Annotated in this window: 20 protein-coding genes; 11 read left to right on the top strand and 9 right to left on the bottom strand. The window is 68.7% G+C overall.

Going from position 1 to position 16,303, the window contains the following annotated elements:
* Position 1: 1 nt before the first annotated feature.
* Positions 2–499, bottom strand: a complete 498-nt coding sequence (locus tag ABDZ36_RS05565; protein ID WP_211312351.1) for a cation:proton antiporter regulatory subunit — start codon at positions 497–499, stop codon at positions 2–4.
* 100 nt (positions 500–599) lie between these two features.
* Here ABDZ36_RS05565 and ABDZ36_RS05560 point away from each other — a divergent pair, with 100 nt between their 5' ends.
* Genes ABDZ36_RS05560 through ABDZ36_RS05550 form a run of 3 tightly spaced genes read left to right on the top strand, consistent with a single transcriptional unit; the run spans position 600 to position 1,979 of the window.
* Positions 600–1,274 (top strand): AzlC family ABC transporter permease, encoded by a 675-nt coding sequence (locus ABDZ36_RS05560; RefSeq protein WP_211312350.1) that lies wholly within the window; start codon positions 600–602, stop codon positions 1,272–1,274.
* Positions 1,271–1,618, top strand: a complete 348-nt coding sequence (locus ABDZ36_RS05555) for an AzlD domain-containing protein (protein ID WP_211312349.1) — start codon at positions 1,271–1,273, stop codon at positions 1,616–1,618. Before ABDZ36_RS05560 ends, ABDZ36_RS05555 begins: the two co-directional genes overlap by 4 nt.
* Position 1,619: 1 nt before the next feature.
* Complete coding sequence (locus tag ABDZ36_RS05550; protein ID WP_211312348.1) at positions 1,620–1,979, top strand: VanZ family protein; 360 nt, start codon at positions 1,620–1,622, stop codon at positions 1,977–1,979.
* 18 nt (positions 1,980–1,997) lie between these two features.
* On the opposite strand, the gene ABDZ36_RS05545 is transcribed toward ABDZ36_RS05550, so the two are convergent.
* Positions 1,998–2,582: an SRPBCC family protein gene (locus ABDZ36_RS05545; protein WP_211312347.1), complete on the bottom strand. Its 585-nt coding sequence runs from the start codon at positions 2,580–2,582 to the stop codon at positions 1,998–2,000.
* 106 nt (positions 2,583–2,688) lie between these two features.
* Between ABDZ36_RS05545 and ABDZ36_RS05540 the strand changes: the two genes are divergently transcribed.
* Entirely contained in the window at positions 2,689–3,768 is a 1,080-nt protein-coding gene (locus ABDZ36_RS05540; protein WP_211312346.1) for an archaeosine biosynthesis radical SAM protein RaSEA, read from the top strand.
* Between the two features lie 126 nt (positions 3,769–3,894).
* On the opposite strand, the gene purQ is transcribed toward ABDZ36_RS05540, so the two are convergent.
* On the bottom strand, positions 3,895–4,566 hold the full coding sequence (gene purQ / locus ABDZ36_RS05535; protein WP_211312345.1) for a phosphoribosylformylglycinamidine synthase I: 672 nt from the start codon (positions 4,564–4,566) through the stop codon (positions 3,895–3,897).
* The gene (gene purS / locus ABDZ36_RS05530; RefSeq protein WP_211312344.1) at positions 4,563–4,817 is read right to left on the bottom strand and encodes a phosphoribosylformylglycinamidine synthase subunit PurS; all 255 of its coding nucleotides are present in this window, start codon (positions 4,815–4,817) and stop codon (positions 4,563–4,565) included. The genes purQ and purS overlap by 4 nt, the downstream gene beginning before the upstream one ends.
* 165 nt (positions 4,818–4,982) lie before the next feature.
* On the opposite strand from purS, the gene ABDZ36_RS05525 reads away from it, so the two are divergent.
* Positions 4,983–5,948 (top strand): formyltetrahydrofolate deformylase, encoded by a 966-nt coding sequence (locus tag ABDZ36_RS05525; RefSeq protein ID WP_211312343.1) that lies wholly within the window; start codon positions 4,983–4,985, stop codon positions 5,946–5,948.
* Between the two features lie 223 nt (positions 5,949–6,171).
* Here ABDZ36_RS05525 and ABDZ36_RS05520 read toward each other — a convergent pair whose 3' ends face one another.
* Positions 6,172–6,990, bottom strand: coding sequence for a DUF3891 family protein (locus ABDZ36_RS05520; RefSeq protein WP_211312342.1), 819 nt, complete (start codon positions 6,988–6,990; stop codon positions 6,172–6,174).
* Positions 6,991–7,091: 101 nt separating this feature from the next.
* Here ABDZ36_RS05520 and ABDZ36_RS05515 point away from each other — a divergent pair, with 101 nt between their 5' ends.
* The gene (locus ABDZ36_RS05515) at positions 7,092–7,322 is read left to right on the top strand and encodes a hypothetical protein (protein WP_211312341.1); all 231 of its coding nucleotides are present in this window, start codon (positions 7,092–7,094) and stop codon (positions 7,320–7,322) included.
* 2 nt (positions 7,323–7,324) lie between these two features.
* On the opposite strand, the gene ABDZ36_RS05510 is transcribed toward ABDZ36_RS05515, so the two are convergent.
* Positions 7,325–8,353, bottom strand: a complete 1,029-nt coding sequence (locus ABDZ36_RS05510; protein WP_211312340.1) for a phosphoribosylaminoimidazolesuccinocarboxamide synthase — start codon at positions 8,351–8,353, stop codon at positions 7,325–7,327.
* A gap of 137 nt (positions 8,354–8,490) precedes the next feature.
* Between ABDZ36_RS05510 and ABDZ36_RS05505 the strand changes: the two genes are divergently transcribed.
* The 5 genes from ABDZ36_RS05505 (at position 8,491) to ABDZ36_RS05485 (ending at position 12,622) form a co-directional block, all read left to right on the top strand.
* On the top strand, positions 8,491–9,144 hold the full coding sequence (locus ABDZ36_RS05505) for a bifunctional 4-hydroxy-2-oxoglutarate aldolase/2-dehydro-3-deoxy-phosphogluconate aldolase (protein WP_211312339.1): 654 nt from the start codon (positions 8,491–8,493) through the stop codon (positions 9,142–9,144).
* A gap of 555 nt (positions 9,145–9,699) precedes the next feature.
* Positions 9,700–10,038, top strand: coding sequence for a hypothetical protein (locus ABDZ36_RS05500; protein ID WP_211312338.1), 339 nt, complete (start codon positions 9,700–9,702; stop codon positions 10,036–10,038).
* Positions 10,039–10,116: 78 nt separating this feature from the next.
* Entirely contained in the window at positions 10,117–11,469 is a 1,353-nt protein-coding gene (cofH, locus tag ABDZ36_RS05495; protein WP_211312337.1) for a 7,8-didemethyl-8-hydroxy-5-deazariboflavin synthase subunit CofH, read from the top strand.
* A gap of 30 nt (positions 11,470–11,499) precedes the next feature.
* Entirely contained in the window at positions 11,500–12,051 is a 552-nt protein-coding gene (locus tag ABDZ36_RS05490; protein ID WP_343749238.1) for a metal-dependent hydrolase, read from the top strand.
* Between the two features lie 91 nt (positions 12,052–12,142).
* Positions 12,143–12,622, top strand: a complete 480-nt coding sequence (locus ABDZ36_RS05485; protein ID WP_211312335.1) for a DUF7522 family protein — start codon at positions 12,143–12,145, stop codon at positions 12,620–12,622.
* On the opposite strand, the gene ABDZ36_RS05480 is transcribed toward ABDZ36_RS05485, so the two are convergent.
* The 3 genes from ABDZ36_RS05480 to ABDZ36_RS05470 form a co-directional block, all read right to left on the bottom strand.
* Positions 12,623–13,003, bottom strand: coding sequence for a tautomerase (locus ABDZ36_RS05480; protein WP_211312334.1), 381 nt, complete (start codon positions 13,001–13,003; stop codon positions 12,623–12,625).
* 71 nt (positions 13,004–13,074) lie between these two features.
* On the bottom strand, positions 13,075–14,556 hold the full coding sequence (locus tag ABDZ36_RS05475; RefSeq protein WP_211312333.1) for a Coenzyme F420 hydrogenase/dehydrogenase, beta subunit C-terminal domain: 1,482 nt from the start codon (positions 14,554–14,556) through the stop codon (positions 13,075–13,077).
* Complete coding sequence (locus tag ABDZ36_RS05470; RefSeq protein ID WP_211312393.1) at positions 14,549–16,249, bottom strand: nitrite/sulfite reductase; 1,701 nt, start codon at positions 16,247–16,249, stop codon at positions 14,549–14,551. The genes ABDZ36_RS05475 and ABDZ36_RS05470 overlap by 8 nt, the downstream gene beginning before the upstream one ends.
* Positions 16,250–16,303 lie beyond the last annotated feature (54 nt).

Here is a 16,303-nt window from a genome sequence, read left to right as displayed (position 1 = left end):
CCTACGGCGTCTCGTCCTCCTCGCTCGCGACGAGCGACTGGAGGGCCTTCTGCTCGGCGCGCGACCCGATGGCGACGAGGATGTCGCCGGGTTCGAGGACGGTGTCCGCGCCGGGGTTCGCGAGCGTGTCCGCGCCGCGCTGGACGGCAGCGACCGTTGCGCCCGTCTCCGCGCGGATGCCGGCGTCCGCGAGCGTCTCGCCCGCGACCGGGGAGTTCGCTGGGACCGCTACCCACTCCATGATCGCGTCGCCGAGCGGCACGTCCACGTCGTCGAGGGAGAGCGGCTGAAAGTCCGTCGCCTGGAGGGCGCTCGCGGCCTCACGCGCCGCCGACGCGTCGAGATCGAAGAGCTTCTCGGCGTCCGCGTCCGGGCCGTCACGCCGGTAGATCTCCCGGCGGCCGTCGTGGTGGACGATGACGACGAAGCGCGTCTCCCCGCCCGCCGGCACCTCGTACTGCTTGCCGACGCCAGGGACGTCGACCTCGTGGATGACCATGGACGACCCACGGGCGGAGTGACCAATAAAACGCTCGCCAACGGCGACGTCCGCGTTCGGTTCGGTAGTGTTTACTCCCTTGCGGGCCCGAGCGGCGAGCATGCATCGCGACGCGTTCGGCCGAGGGGCACGCGACGCACTCCCGCTCCTCCTCGGTATTGTCCCGTTCGGCCTCGTCTCGGGGGTTGCCGCCGTCGACGCCGGCTTCACGTTCCCGCAGGCGATGGGGTTCTCCGTCCTCGTCTTTGCGGGGGCGTCACAGCTCGCCGCGCTCTCGCTCGTCGAGCAGCACGGGGCGTTCCTCGCCGCTGTCGCGACCGCCGTCGCCGTCAACCTTCGATCGGCGATGTACTCCGCGTCCATCGCTCCGCACTTCCAGCAGTATGCGACCCGGTGGCGCGCGTTCCTCGCGTATCCGCTTACCGACCAGTCATTCGCGCTCTCGGTGTCCGCCTACCGGGACTCCGATGTCGACCCGGGCTGGTACTACCTCGGCACCGCGTCCACCCTCTGGGTCGCCTGGCAGGTCGCGACCGCGGCCGGCGTCCTCGTCGGCGCTGGCATCCCGTCGTCGTGGGGACTCGGGTTCACCGTCCCGCTCGTCTTCCTCGCGCTCCTTGTCCCCGCTATCGAGGACGTCCCGCACGCCGCGGCCGCGACCGTTGCCGCCGCCGTTGCGGTCTACGGCGTGGGATGGCGGTTCAACGCCGGCCTCCTCGTCGGCGCGCTCGCCGGTATCGTCGTCGGACTCGTCGTGGAGGCACGTCGCCGATGACGACGTACGACGCGCTCACGACGTGGGCGCTCATCGTCGCCATCGCGGTGCCCACGTACCTTCTGCGCTTCTCGTTCATCGGCCTCCTCGGTCGCCTCGGCGAGGTGCCCGATTGGGCGGAGCGCGCGCTCGCGTTCGTCCCCGCCGCGGTACTCGCGGCGCTCGTCGTCCCCGATGTCGTGACAGTGCATTCGACGGTTGTCGCCACGCTCGCGCAGGAGAAGGTGGTCGCGGGTGCCGCCGCCGCGGCCGTCGCCTACTACACCGAGGACGTCCTCGCCACCATTGCGGTCGGAATGGGCGTCTTCTGGGCGATCCGATTCGGCCTCCCGTTGGTGGCCTGACGTGCCGGCCGCTCGCCGTCGTCTCCTCGTCGCCCTCGCTGTCGCCGTCCCGTTCGCCGTCGCGGCACTTCTGCCTGGCACGGGCCCGCCGACGGCCGGCGGGCTCCCGTGGGACAAACTCCTGCACGCCGCCGGGTGCGCGACGATCGTCGTCGCCGGCGCGTGGGCCACTCGGCGCGACGACCCGCGGACACTCCTCGCGCTCGTCGCCCTCGTGTCGCTCTACGGCGGCGGCGTCGAACTCGCCCAAGCGTTCGTTCCCTCGCGGCATCCGTCGCTTCTCGACTTCGCGGCCGACGTCGCCGGTGCGTGTCTCGGTGCGCTCGCTGTCCGGCTACGCGCCGTGCGTGCGCAGCGGTGACGCTCGTGGGTCCGCGCGTTACTTCCAGTCCGAATTTTTGACCACCCGCTCGGTCTCCGGGCCGTCGCGGGCGGCGAGTCGGTCGTCGACCGCGTCGAAGAAGTCGTTGGCGACGCGCGCGACCGTCGTCTCGACGGCGCGCTGGCCGTACGTCGCAAGCCGCCCGCCGACGGTCGCCTCCACGCGCCACGTCACGAGACAGCCCTCCCCGTCGCGTTCGTCAAGAGTGAGCGTTGCCCGCATGTCCGCATCCGCGTCGTCGCCGCCGATGTCGCCCTCGATGGCCATCTCGGGGTAGTCGCGCTCCGTGATTGCGACGTCCATGTCGATCTCGACGCCGACGTTCCGCACGCTCGCGCCGACCGTCGCGTCGTAGCGTTCGCCCGGCGTGACCGTTCGCGCCTCGCGCGTCTCGGCGTCCGCGGCGAGCAGGTATGCGAGCGACCCCGCGGGGAGGTCGCGGTCCTCGGCGGGTACGAGCGCCGTGCAACCGGGGAGGGCCTCGCGGGTCGTCACCGGGTCGGAGAGGGCAACCCAGACGGGTTCGGGGGCGGCCGCGAACGCGTGTTCGACCGTGACCGCGGTCGGCATCGGCTCGGACATATCGGGGGGTCGGACGCCGCCCGCGTAAGCGTTGTCGCCGTCCCGTCTTCTCGATTAACGGGGCCGACCGCGGGGGTTTTACGCGCGCGCGGGCTTCTACGTGGTAATGAGTCAGCCGTCCCCCGAGGTGTACGAGCAGGGGCGCGGGATGGACGCGCACAATCAGGTGATGCGCGAACTCCGCGCCGAGAAGGGGAACAAGGAGTACGACCCCCACGAGCCCACGCGCGTGTGGCTCGACGAGGACAACACGCCCGACGGGGTCTACCAGAGCCTCACCATCATCCTCAACACCGGCGGCTGTCGGTGGGCGCGCGCCGGCGGCTGTACGATGTGCGGCTACGTCGCCGAATCCGTCGAGGGCGGGAGCGTCGGCCACGACGCCCTCATGGACCAGATCGAGTCGTGTCTCGCCCACGAGCGCGAGGAGGCCGATGAGGAATCCGGCCTGGTGAAGATCTACACGTCGGGGTCGTTCCTCGACGAACGCGAGGTGCCCGCCGAGACCCGGCAGGCCATCGCCGACACGTTCGCCGAGCGCGAGCGCATCGTCGTCGAGAGCCTCCCCGACTTCGTCGAGGCCGAGCGCGTCTCGGACTTCACCGCCGTCGGCCTCGAAACGGACGTCGCCGTCGGCCTCGAAACCGCGACGGACCGCGTTCGTCACGACTGCGTGAACAAGTACTTCGACTTCGCGGACTTCGAGGACGCGGCCGCGGAAGCGCAGTCCGTCGGCGCGGGTGTCAAGGCCTACCTCCTGATGAAGCCCCCCTTCCTCTCCGAAGCCGAGGCCATCGACGACATGAAGCGCTCCGTCGAGCGCTGTGCCGCCGTCGAAGGTGTTCACACCGTCTCGATGAACCCGACGAACGTCCAGCGCTACACGATGGTCGATCAGCTCCACTTCCGCGGCGGCTATCGCCCGCCGTGGCTCTGGTCGGTCGCCGAAGTACTGGAGGAGACCGCCGACGAGGACGTCATCGTCGTCTCCGACCCCGTGGGGAACGGCTCCGATCGCGGCCCGCACAACTGCGGGGAGTGCGACGATCTCGTCTACGAGGCGATCAAGGACTTCGACCTCCGGCAGGACCCGTCGGTGTTCTCGGAAGTCTCCTGTGCGTGCGAGGCGACCCACGAGGCCGTCGTCGAGCGTGAGACGAGCTACAACCTTCCGCTGGCGGAATAACGCGGTCAGCGGAAGCCGCTGTCGGGCGTCGAACGCTCTCCGTTCTGCTTCTCGCTCGTCCTCACGTTTCCCAGGCGAACTGGGACAGCGCAGACGCTGACGTGCTCGCGTAACTGTCCCTGCCAGTTACGCGAACCCTTCCAACACGCCCTGCCCGTCCGTCCCGCCGAGCAGCGACAACGCGGCGCGCTCGGGGTGGGGCATCATCACCGCGACCGTCGCCGACTCGCCGACGATGCCCGCGACGTTGCCCTTCGAGCCGTTCGGGTTCGCGTCGTCGGTCACGTTCCCGTCGGCGTCGCAGTACCGGAAGAGCACACGATCGTCGTCCTCGAGCGTCGCCAGTTCGGCGTCGGGGATCTCGAAGCGCCCCTCGCCGTGTGCGATGGGGAACTCCACGACCTCCCCCTCGTCGTACGCGCGCGTCCACGGCGTCTCGGCGTTCTCGACGCGGAGGTGGACGTGCTCGCACTGGAAGCGTGCCGAGCGGTTCGTGGTGAACGCGCCGGGTGTCAGACCGGCTTCGCAGCCGATCTGCGCGCCGTTGCAGACGCCGAGGACGGGGGTACCCGACTCGGCGGCGTCGCGGACGTCGTCCATGATGGGCGAGCGCGCGGCCATCGCGCCCGCGCGGAGGTAGTCGCCGTAGGAGAACCCGCCGGGGAGGACGACGCCGTCGGTGTCGCTCGGCAACCCGTCCTCGTGCCAGACGATCTCGGCGTCGACGCCGACCGTTTCGAGCGCGCGGACGGCGTCCCGATCGCAGTTCGACCCGCCGAAGCGGACGACGGAGATCATTCGCGTTCCGTGACGTCCACGTCGTAGTCGTGGATCGTCGGGTTCGCGAGCAGGCGCTCAGCCATCTCGTCAGCCCGCTCGGCGGCCTCGTCGGCGTCCGCGGCGTCGAGGTCGAGCTCGAAGCGGTCCGTGGAGCGCAGCGCGTCCAGTTCGAAGCCGAGGCGTTCGAGGGCGTGCTTCGTGGTTTCGGCCTCAGGGTCGAGGACGCCGCGCTTGAGTCGGACGGTCACCGTCGCGGTGTAGGCGCTCATCGCGTGAGAGTGCGCGTCCGTGGTCAAAAAGGCTTCTGAAACGGAAGAGTGTTACACGTTCATGGGATCCCGGACGATACCGGCGCGAAGACGCGGGCCTTTTCACTACGCGTCACATTTCACACGCTGTATGTCTGCGTTCGACAGTCAGCGGAGGTGGTCGCGATGACGAGCGAGTTCGCCGAGATCACCGTCGTCGGAGGAGACAAGACGGGAATCGTCGCCAGCGTCACCTCCTCGCTGTTCGAGCGTGGGATCAACATCGAGGACATCGACCAGGCGGTCCGCGACGGCGTCTTCCGGATGACCCTGCACGCCGAGATCTCCGAAATGGTGTGCACTCGCGAGACCCTCCGCGAGACCCTCGATGACATCGCCGCCGACCTCGGCGTCGACGTCACTGTCAGGTTCCCCGACGAGGACGTCGCACGCGGGATCGCGCTCCTCGTCACGAAGGAGTCCCACCCCATCGAGTACATCTTGGAGCGCCGCGACGAACTCGATGCCGAGATCCGGGCCGTCATCGGCAATCACGACGACCTCGAACCGCTCGCCACCGAGCACGACGTCCCCTTCTACGACGTCGGCACGGAGTCGGGCAAACCCGACGAGGACCGGATGCTCGACCTCCTCGACGAGCACGACGTTGATTGCATCGCGCTTGCGCGTTATATGCGTATCCTCAGCCCGGACGTCGTCTTCCGCTACGAGGGCCGGATCATCAACGTCCACCCGAGTCTCCTCCCCGCCTTCCCCGGCGCGGAACCCTACCGGCAGGCGATCGACGCCGGCGTCCGCATCGCGGGCGTCACCGGCCACTACGTCACCACAGATCTCGATCAAGGTCCGATCATCGCCCAACGTGCCTTCGACGTCCCGCCCGAGGCCGACCGGACAGACCTGAAAGCTCGCGGCCAGCCCTTGGAGGCCGAAGTGCTCTTCGAGAGCCTGCGCCTCCATCTCAACGACGACATCGCCGTTCATAGAGGAAAAGTCGAGTTCCGTGGGGACGCCGACGACTACCAGTTCGGTCTCTCACCCGCCGCCCGCAAGGCGAACCCGCGCGCGCCGACGGACGAGTCGCTAGCGGCGGAGCGCCCCGAACCCGTCGAGCCGAACACCGACGACTAGGTCCTCCCAGTTCTTCCACCCCCTCGCGTCGCATTACGTCGCACGCGAACAACCGGATCACGTCCGTCAGGTCGCCTCAGTCCTCGTACGACCATCCCACCGGTCGGCGACGGTGCGCGATCGCGCTTCGGACGCCCGCCTCGTGGACGACGAGCACGCGCTCCGGTACGCGTTCGCGGGGGTTCTTGCAAGTAGGGTCGTCGAGGCAATCTTCCGGAAACGGTCACGCGACGAACGTCACTTCGAAGCGCCGGACGTCCGCGTCGTAGTAGGCGGCCACGAGGTCCGCGGCATCTATCGGGACGACCCGTCGCGGGACGGTCACGGAGAGCGCGGCGATGTCGAAGGGGTAGGGATCGAGGCGGAGCGTCGCCGGCCCGACCGGCGTCACGTCGATACTCGTCGTGTCGTCACCCCCGATCGGGACGGGACCGATCTCGGTCGTCTCGAAGCGTGCGGTGTGACAGACGGAGAGCGACAGCGAGTCGAGCGCCTGCACCAGGAGGTAGTTCTTCCAGAGGTCGCTGCGGATCGCACCACTCGGGGCGCGCCCCTCAGCGTGGAGGGTATCGAGGACGTCGCGGTCACGTTCGGCGAGGTCGAGCGACGCCGCGAACTCGTCTTGGCGGGTCTCCTGCTCGTCGACGAACGATGCGTACGGCTCCTCGTCGCTCAGATCGAGGATCTCGGTGCGCACGCCGTAGCCGCCGCGGCGCAGGCCGGCGGCGTGCATCGAGACGAGCAGGCCCGCGTAAGGGTCGATGTCCGCCGCGACGTCGACACCGCGCGCGTAGAAGTCGGTCCAGTCGTCGCCATCGACGGCCACGAAGTCCACGGGGTCGCCGTCGGCGTCGAGGCGCGGCCGGCAGTCGTAGTCACTCCACCCCTGGTCGTGGGTTTCGGCGGCGACGACCGTCGGGACGCGCGGAGTCGGTGCGACGACCTCATCGCCGCCCCAGTGGCGCGCGAAGCGCCCGGAGAGCGCCGCGTGGGCGGGCTGGGTGACGAACCGGTAGCGGTCGCCGGATTCGGTGACGATCATGTGCGTCTCGAGGGCACGGCGCTACAAAGAGGTACGCCGCGCGTTGCCCCCGATCAGTTCTCGGCCCCAACGGCTACGTATATGCCCCAACAGCGTCCAATATGGCCGCGGACGGACCGCTCGTACTCGTGCTGTTGCTCTGGGGCGTCCTCGGTCTCGTCGCCGGCGCGCACGCCGCGACGCACCAACGTAACGGTCCGTTCTGGTTCCTCGCCGTCGCACTCACCGGGCTCCTCGGTGCTGCGGTCTACGTCGTTCTCGTCCTGCTCGGACGTGACGACGCCGAGGCCGTCGACGTCGACGACCCCGTGACGATGACGGGAGAGAAGTAGCGTTAGAGGTCGCGAACGGCGTCGACGGCCGCGTCGATGTCGGGCGCGTCGAACCACTCGGCGTCCGTGTACGCGTTCGTTCCCGCGCCGTAAAGGTCGGCGACGGCCCCGATCACGCCCTCGGGGAGGTGGTCGGGCGACGCCCCGCAGAGTTCGCGCCAGTCGGCGACGCCCTTCTCGTCGGCTTCGGCCTTCGCCTCGCTTACCGCCTCAACCCACGTCGGGTCGTAGTTCTTGTAGAACTGCCGGACGACCTCCTTCGAGACCTGCTGGCCCCGGTAGGCGAAGCGGTTCTCGTCGAACGTCCCGACGACGTCGGCGACGACGAGGTCGCCGTCGATCACCGCACACTCGATCTTGCCGTCCTGATGCTCGAAGCCGGCCGCCTCGGCGTGCTCGGTGACGACCTCGTTGACCCGTCGCGCAAGCGACTCGAGATCGGCGACGGCGGCGTCACCCGCGATCCGATCAGCGTCCGCGCGATCGACGTAGCGGTCCTGTTCCTCGAACTTCGTGGAGAACTCGACGACGGGGTTGGCGAGCGTGACGGGTTCGGCCGGCCACTCGGCGACGTCGAGGCCGTACGCCTCGGGGCTCCCGCGCGAGCGGAGACTGGAGCCGACCGGGACAGTGTTGCGGAAGACGATTTCGAGGGGGACGACGTAGTTCGATCCCGCGTCCGCGTGGAAGGCGTCGTAATCATAGTCGCCGTCGGTGAACGGGAGGTCGGGCACGCGCACGAGGTCGATCGCCATCTCCGTGGGGGCCGTCCCGGCGCGATCGAGGTCGACGACGCGCGCCGCGCCGCCGGCCTCGACGACGCCCCGATAGTGCGTCGGGACGCCCTCGGCTTCGAGGCGCTCGAAGTTGTACGCGCCCATCGTGCAGAGCGCCGCGCCCTTCTTGGGGATCTGATCGGGCATCTTTCCCCAGTCGAAGACGCTGTAATCGTCGGTGAACGCGAACCGACCGCGGCCCGGTGCCTCCCGCGTCGGGGCGTCCGCGACGTGAAGGTCCTTGACGCTCGTCATACCCGTTCTGCGTCGTCGAGGGACTAAGTGATTTCCATCGACGTGCTCACCACAGTCGAGAACTGCACTGAGGTATGCAGATATGTGTGACCGCCATTCCACCCGTCTTTATGTCTCGGCGCGCGCCACGGTCGACTATGGTAGCAGACCCGACGCTGTCGGAGCTCACGGAATGCGGCGTCGTCGCCGTCATGCGCGGCCTCGAACCGGAGACGCTGATCGAGACGGGCGACGCCCTCCGCGCGGGCGGCGTCACGACCATCGAGGTGACGGCGGACTCGCCGGGCGCGATCGAGGGGATCGACGCGCTCGCCGACCACTTCGCGGGCACGGAGGTCCACGTCGGCGCGGGCACCGTCATCGACGAGGAGACGGCGAACGACGCCCTCCGCGCCGGCTCCGAGTTCGTCGTCTCGCCGTCGCTCCACGAGGACGTCATCGAGACCTGCAACCGCTACGGCGTCGCCTCCTTCCCGGGGATCATGACGCCGACGGAGGCCGTCACGGCGATTGAGGCCGGCGCGAGCGCAGTGAAGGTCTTTCCCGCGAAGAGCGTCGGTCCCGCGCACGTCGGCGCGCTGAAGGGCCCGCTCGGCCAACTCGATATCGTCCCGACGGGCGGCGTCGGCCCCGACAACGCGCAGGCGTACATCGAGGCCGGCGCGATCGCCGTCGGTGCCGGCGGGTCGCTCATCGACGAGGCCGCCATCGAGCGCGGCGACTTCGAGGTCATCACCGAGAACGCCGAGGAACTCGTCGCGGAAGTTGAAGCAGGACGCGGGGCCGAGTGAGCGGTAGCGAGTGAGGGCCCGCGAAGACGCGAACGGGGAGGAACGACCCGTGAGCAGGACGTGATTCGGAGTGAGGGAGCGATAGCGAGCGAGTGAGAACGACGAGGACGCGAGCGGGGAGGGACGACCCGCGAGCAGGGCGCGGGGCCGAGTGAGCGGTAGCGAAGGAGGGCCCGTAACTCGACGTGTAAGCCGGCGCGTACTTTTTTGCCCTGTTGTGTCGACTGGTGGCGTGTGTCGCGCTCGGCTGTGCGGCCCTCGCGGCGCTCGCCACGCACGACGCGCTGACCGGCGCGTACGTCCTCGTCGCGGTGGTCTTCGGCGTCGGTGTTCCGCGCGTGCTCCGCGACGCCGTCCCGGTGTACGACCGGCTCGCCGCCATCTCCGTCGGCGTCTACGGCGTCGTCCGGCTCGCGGCGACGGGCGTGTGGCGTCTCGACGGAATCGTCTGCGCCGGTCGTGGGCGGCGTCGCGCTCCTCGAACTCGCGCTCTCGCGGGTGTGACGCCGCGTCCCGCACCGAACCTTTTTGCTCGCGCCCCGTGTCCCGCCGGCCATGGCCCTCCGCGACTCGTTCGACTACCGAAGCGCCGCGTACGTGCTGATCGTCGTCGCTGCCGTCGGGGTCTACGCCTTCGGCTCGGTGCCGCTCCTCGAATCGCTGTCCTACGTCCCGCTCGCCCTCGTCGCCCTCACGGGGATCGTCGTCCCCGTCCGCGAGCGGATTCCCAAACACGACCGCCTGCTCACCGTCGGGCTCGGGGTCGTCGGCGTATACGGCCTCGCCGCGGAGGGGCTCTCGATCATCGACGCGCTCTTCGCGCTCGCGGGCGTCGCCGCCGTCGCGTCCCTCGTCTACGAGCGCGTCACCGGCCGCTCGACGCGGATCGCGTGAGGGCACGTCCGTCACCGACTCCCCCGTTCGTCTGACGGGACCCGCCCGCTTTTGGGTGTCCACGCGAAACCGGAGTGTATGTCCTGGATCGACGATCGGGCGGCGGATCTCGACGCCGACGAGTTCGGCTTCGACGTCGTCCCCGAGACCGACCAGTCCTTCGAGAACGCGCTCGCGAAGGCCCGCGACGGCGTTCGTCTCACCGTCGACGACGGCATCGAACTCATCACGACCGGGACCGACGTCGAGGGGCTCGACCCGCGACGGAAGGAGCTCGTCTTGGAGGCCGCGGACCGCCGGCGCGCCGAGGTCGTCGGCGAGGAAGTGACGTTCATCGCGAACGTCAACAACAACCTCACGACGGCGTGCAACACCGGCTGTCTCTTCTGTAACTTCAAGGATACTGCGCACCAGTTCGAGACGGAGTACCAACAGGAGCACGCGGGGTTCACCAAGACGCCCGCGGAGGCCCGCTCCGTGGTCGCCGATGCCGTCGAACGCGGCGTCTACGAGGTGACGTCCGTCTCGGGGCTCCACCCCGCCTTCGGGCTGAACGAGGAGCACCGCGAACTCCTCGACCCCGACGACCCCGAAATGAACTACAAGCCCCCCGAAGCCTACGACACGGACCCGACGACCTACCGCGAACAGATCGCGGCGATGGCGGAGACGGGCGCGCACGTCCACTCGATGACGCCCGAGGAGGTCGATCACGCCCAGCGCGGCGCTGACTGGGGCTACGCTGACGTCTATCGCGAACTCGCGGACGTCGGCCTGAAGACGGTGCCCGGGACCGCCGCCGAGATCCTCGTCGACGAGGTCCGGGACATCATCTGCCCGGGGAAGATCACCACGCAGGAGTGGGTCGATTCGATGGAGGCCGCCGCCGAGGTCGGCCTCCCGATGACCTCGACGATGATGTACGGCCACGTCGAGAACGAGGCCCACCGCGTGGAGCACCTGAAGGTCCTCCGCGACCTCCAGGACCGGACGGGCAACATCACGGAGTTCGTCCCGCTCTCCTTCATCCATCAGGACACGCCGCTCTACGAGCACGGCGTCGTCGAGGGCGGCGCGAGCAAGGCCGAGGACGAACTCCTCATCGCCGTCGCGCGCCTCTTCCTCGACAACGTCGAACACATCCAGTCCTCGTGGGTGAAGTACGGCGACGAGTTCGGCCTCAAACTCCTCAACTGCGGCGCGGACGACTTCATGGGTACCATCCTCTCCGAGGAGATCACGAAGCGCGCCGGCGGCCAGTACGGCGAGTTCCGCTCCTTCCGGGACTACGTCGAGATGCTGAGCGCGATCGGCCGGCCGCCCGTTGAGCGCACTACCGACTACGGCGAGCGCCGGCGCATCGACACCGACGCCGAGGTCTTCGGCCCCCAACTCGGGCCGCAGGCCGACGGGACACCGCTCCTCGACTGAGGCCGTGGTATCCGCGAGGCTTCGGCCGTGATGGTCACGACGCACGCGGCGATGGGCGCGGCACTCGTCACCCTCCTCCCGCTCTCGCCCCGCTTCGCCGCCGTCACGGCGCTCGCCGCCTTTCTCGGTGGCGTCTTCCCCGATCTCGATCTCCTCGTCGGCGAACACCGTCGGACCCTCCACTACCCCGACTACTACGCGCTCGGTCTCGTCCCGTGTCTCTCCCTCGCCGCGCTCCGGCCGCTCACGCTCACCGTCGTCCTCGCGGCGTTCGTCGGGTCGGCCGCGCTCCACTCGGTCGCGGACGCCTTCGGCGGCGGCCTCGCACCCCGCCCGTGGCTCCGCGACGACCACCGCGGCGTCTACTGTCGCCTCGGGCGGCGCTGGCTCCACCCGCGACACTGGGTCCGGTGGGACGGCGCGCCCGAGGACCTCGCGCTCTGCGGCGTCTGTGTCTGCGCTGTCCTCCTCGGTGCCGAGGGTCCGATCCGCGCGCTCGCCGTCGCGACGCTCCCTGTCTCGATCGCCTACACGGCACTCCGCAAACGCCTTCCCGAGCTCGCGCCGTGGCTCGTCGAGTGAGCGCGGGACCGGGCTCCGCGCGTGTGCAAGATCGAGCGCCGTGCGAGCGCGGGACGTGGGTATATGTGGCTCGCGCGCGACGGATCGGAGCATGGGACACGACGACTCGGACGACGGGCCGCGCGACGTCAAGGGGTACGCCGCAGAGGGCGACGCCGTCCCCATCCCGGACGAACTGCTCGACTACCTCCACGAGACGCTCGGTGCCGACTTCCGCCGGGTCGTCCACTACGACGCCGACACCGTCGCCGTCGCGTCCGTCGAGGGGGTCGAGACGTCGTACACGGAGGCAGAACTCCACGACCTCGTCGAGGACCTCCGGCTGCGTGACCTCGGTCGCCCCGTTCAGGAACGCTTCCACGAGTTCGGGTCGCTCTACTGCTCGCTCCACGCCTTCGACGACGCGCTCCTCGTCCACTTCGTGCAGGATCGCCGGCGGGGCACGCTCGTCGAACTCGACCCGGTGCGCGCGCCCGTCATCACCGACTTCGTCCACGACGTCCTCGAGATCCTCGATGAGTTCTCCGAGCAAGAGATCGCCCGCGCCCCGCGGTGGGCGAGCGACGAGTAGCTACGCCTCGTCGGGCGACCACGCCCCGCCGACGCGGTCGTACCCCATCATCGACGGGCCGTCGTGCTCGGTAAAGACGACTTTCAGGTTCGGCGTCGGCACACCGTATTCCTCGCGCGCGTGCTCCATCACCGCCATGGCGAACGTACGTTTCGTCTCGTCGTCCCGGCCGCGGCGCACCTCGGCGTCGCAGAAGAGCAGGGGGCCGTCGACGCCGCGTCCGATCGAGAGTGCCGCATCATCGTGCGTCCGAATCGTCACCGCGACGTGACCGGTCTCCGTCCGCATCACGTCGGCGTACGTCTCGCGGACGAACGCGGCGAACGCCTCTTTCTCGGCGGTATCCATTCCGCGCGTCGTGTCGAACTGCAAAAGCGGCATACGCGGTTCGTCGCGGCTCGACGCCGTAAAACCGCAGGAGAAGTGAGCGTGAGAACCCGGGTCTGGGCCGGTTAGTGGCCCTTGTCGTGGGGGGCGACCTGCGTGCCGTAATACTCGGCGTGGTCGGTGTAGTCGATGAAGCGCGGGGCGTCCGGGTCGAAGGGACGCTCGAGGGCCTCGAAGGCCTTCTTCTTGTCCCAGCCCTGGAGCTTGCCGACCGCCTTGCGCGAGTCGAGATCGCGGTGTTCGAGGGCGTGCTCGGCTGCCTCCCACGCCTTCATCCCCTGCTCGGTGCGGACGATGACGGAGGAGTGGCCGTCCGCGGAGCCGACGGAGCCGACGGTGATGTCGGAGGTCATGCCGGTGAAGTCCGCACACTCGTCACACCCCTTGAGGGTGGCGTCGTGGAACTCACCGACGTCCTCGGCGATGATCTGCTCGCCGTCGGTGCCGTAGACGCGCATCTCGCCCTCGATGACGTCCATCTTCCCGATGTCCTCGGGGTAGATGTCGCGCTTCTCGGCGAGCTGCTCGCCGATGAGGCGCTCGTAGTTGAAGTTCTTCGTGCACATCAGCGAGATGCGGTATTCGACGGCCTCGACGAGCGCGGTCTGTGCGCCCTTCGACCAGTCGAAGTCCTCGAGGGCGCGGATGCCCTCGATCTCGCAGGGCGTGCCGACGAGCGCGAGATTGAGATCCTCGGGGTCCTTCTCGGGGAGCTTGTGCTCCCACTGATCGAGTGAGAGGTTGCCGAGGGCCATCGTCTGGTTGTAGAACGAGCCGGCGTTCTCCACGAGGTCCTCGTGGGAGGTCGCGAGGAAGGACTCGGCCTTCCACGGATCCTCCTCGGACTCGGTCGCGACGAGCGCGCCGTCGATTTCGCCCTCATCCAGGAGCGAGGAGAGAACGGCGGTGACGACGCCGCCGTCCTGGGCGTTCTCGTGCCAGTCGTCGCGGACCTGCGCGGTGAACTCCGTGATGGGGTCGCCGGCACCGCTGACGTTGTCCTCGCCGCCGGTGATCTTCCACTGGCGCTCGTAGCGCATCCCGCCGCGCGGGCAGAAGTCCCAACACATCGAACAGCCCGTACACATCTTGACGAGCTCGGGCTTGCCGTCGTCGCCGACGCCGATGGAGTCGGAGGGGCAGGCTGCGACACAGGTCCCACACTGGATACAGCGGTCGGCGTCGATAACCGCCTCGTCCAGCTCCATGAACCAGGTCTTGTCGTCGGGCGTGTCGATGTCGTTCATCTCCGAGCGGATCGAGTACTCGGGGGTGTCGAGGTCGACGCCCTCCGGGACGCCGACGCGCTTGTCGGGCTCCGCGCCCGGCGAGTCGACGTCCTGACTCTTGCCCGTCGAGGGTTCGGTGAACTCCAAATCGTTGAGCTGGCCGTTCTCGTCGACGTTGACCGCGCCCCCATCCGCACGGACGTCCGCCGACGCGCTCGACGCGGACGACTCCGCGCCGCTCGAACAGCCACAGTCGTCGCCACAGGAGTCGCTCTCGGTGCGTCCCGCGTTCGGGATGCCCGGCGTACGCTTAGTCACCGTGGGCCACCCCCTGAGAGACCGGAGCGTCGGCCTGTTGCATCACGCTTCGCAGCCGGTCGTTGTCGACGCGGCGCGTCCACTCGTAGAAGCGCTCACCTTCCGTGCGCTCCTCGGTGTAGGCGGCGAACAGCTCCTCGAGCGCGCCGGTGACGGCACCGGCGGGGACGGCGGTCTCCACCCAGTCGAGGAAGGCGTTGTCCCCGCCGAGACTTCCGCCGAGGCCGAAGTCCATCCCCTCGACGATGTCGTCGTCCGAGTTGTCCGCGGTCTCGACTTTGACAGTCTCGCCGCGGAAGCCGACGTCCGCGATCTGGGGCTGCGCACACGACGCCGAGCAGCCCGACATGTGCATGCGGACGGCGTCGAGGTCGTCCGGCGTGTCGATCTGCTCGTCGAGCTGGCGCGCCCACTGCTTCGTGCGGGCCTTCGTCTCGATGATCGCGTACTTACAGTACTCGGTGCCCGTACAGGCGACCGCGCCACGGGAGAACGGGCCGGGGTCGGGCTGGTAGTCGGTCGCGAACTCCTCGTTCACGAGGTCCTCGACGTTCTCCTCGGGGACGTGCGTGATGAGGAAGTTCTGGTCGGTCGCGAGGCGGACGGTGGACTCCTCCGTGCCGTACTTCTTCGCGGCCTGGGCGGCCTGCACGAACTCGTCGCCGCCGACGCGGCCCGAGATGACGTTGAAGCCGACGTATTTGAGCCCGTCCTGCTTCTGGTCGTGGACGCCGACGTGGTCGCCGACGTACCCTTCGGTGAGGTCGACTCCGCTCTCGGGAAGCTCGACGTCGCAGCGGTCGCGGACCGCCTGCTCGAAGTTCTCCGGACCCATCTGCTGGACGAGGTAGCGCATCCGGCAGACGCCGCGGTTGTGCCGGTCGCCGAGCTCCTTGAACGTCTGAGCGATCGAGCGACAGAGCTCGACGGCGTCCTCGGGGCGGACGAAGACGTCGAGGTTCGAGGCCATCCGCGGGCCGTCGGAGAGGCCGCCGCCGACGCGCAGGTGGAAGCCGTACGTGTAGCCGGCCCCCTCGCCGTCGAGTTCCTTCTTCGCGGGAACGAGGCCGACGTCGTTGATCTGGGACTGCGCGCAGTCGTGCTTGCAGCCCGTGATCGTCATCTTGAACTTCCGCGGGAGGTTGCCGAACTCGCGGTTGCCGGTGAAGTAGTCGCTGACGGCGTCGATGACCGGCTGGGCGTCGAAGCACTCGTGGTCGTCGAGGCCCGCCGCGGGACAGCCGAGGACGTTGCGTGCGGAGTCACCGCAGCCCTGGATCGTGGTGAGGCCGACCTCGTCGTACTTATCCCAGATCTCGGTGACGTCCTCGACGCGGATCCAGTGCATCTGGATGTCCTGTCGCGTCGTGATGTCGAGATAGGCGTCGCCCCAGAACTCGTCGTTGACCTCCTCGTACTCCTCTTCGGGCTGGACCGCGTACTCCTCGGCGACTTCGCCGATGACCTCGGCCTGCTCGGGGGTGAGGTGGCCGCCAGGAACCTTCGTCCGCATCATGAAGTAGCCGTCCTGCTTTTGGGTGTAGGTCCCGGCCCACTTCAGGCGCTCCCACTCGCCGCCGCCCGCGCGCTCCTCGATCTCCTCGAAGCCGAGCTCCTCCTCGGCGTACTCGCGGAGGTCCTCGACGACATCGAGGGGATGCTTCTCCTGTTTCCACTGTTCGGTCGTGTTCAGACTCACTGTGTCATCCCTCTACGCGCGCGACCGTCTTTGTATCTATGCCCGCAA

The sequence above is a fragment of the Halarchaeum salinum genome, assembly GCF_039520965.1.
GTDB classification, from domain to species: domain Archaea; phylum Halobacteriota; class Halobacteria; order Halobacteriales; family Halobacteriaceae; genus Halarchaeum; species Halarchaeum salinum.
Note: the sequence above shows the minus strand (reverse complement) of the source record. Positions and strands in the feature narration are given on the sequence as shown.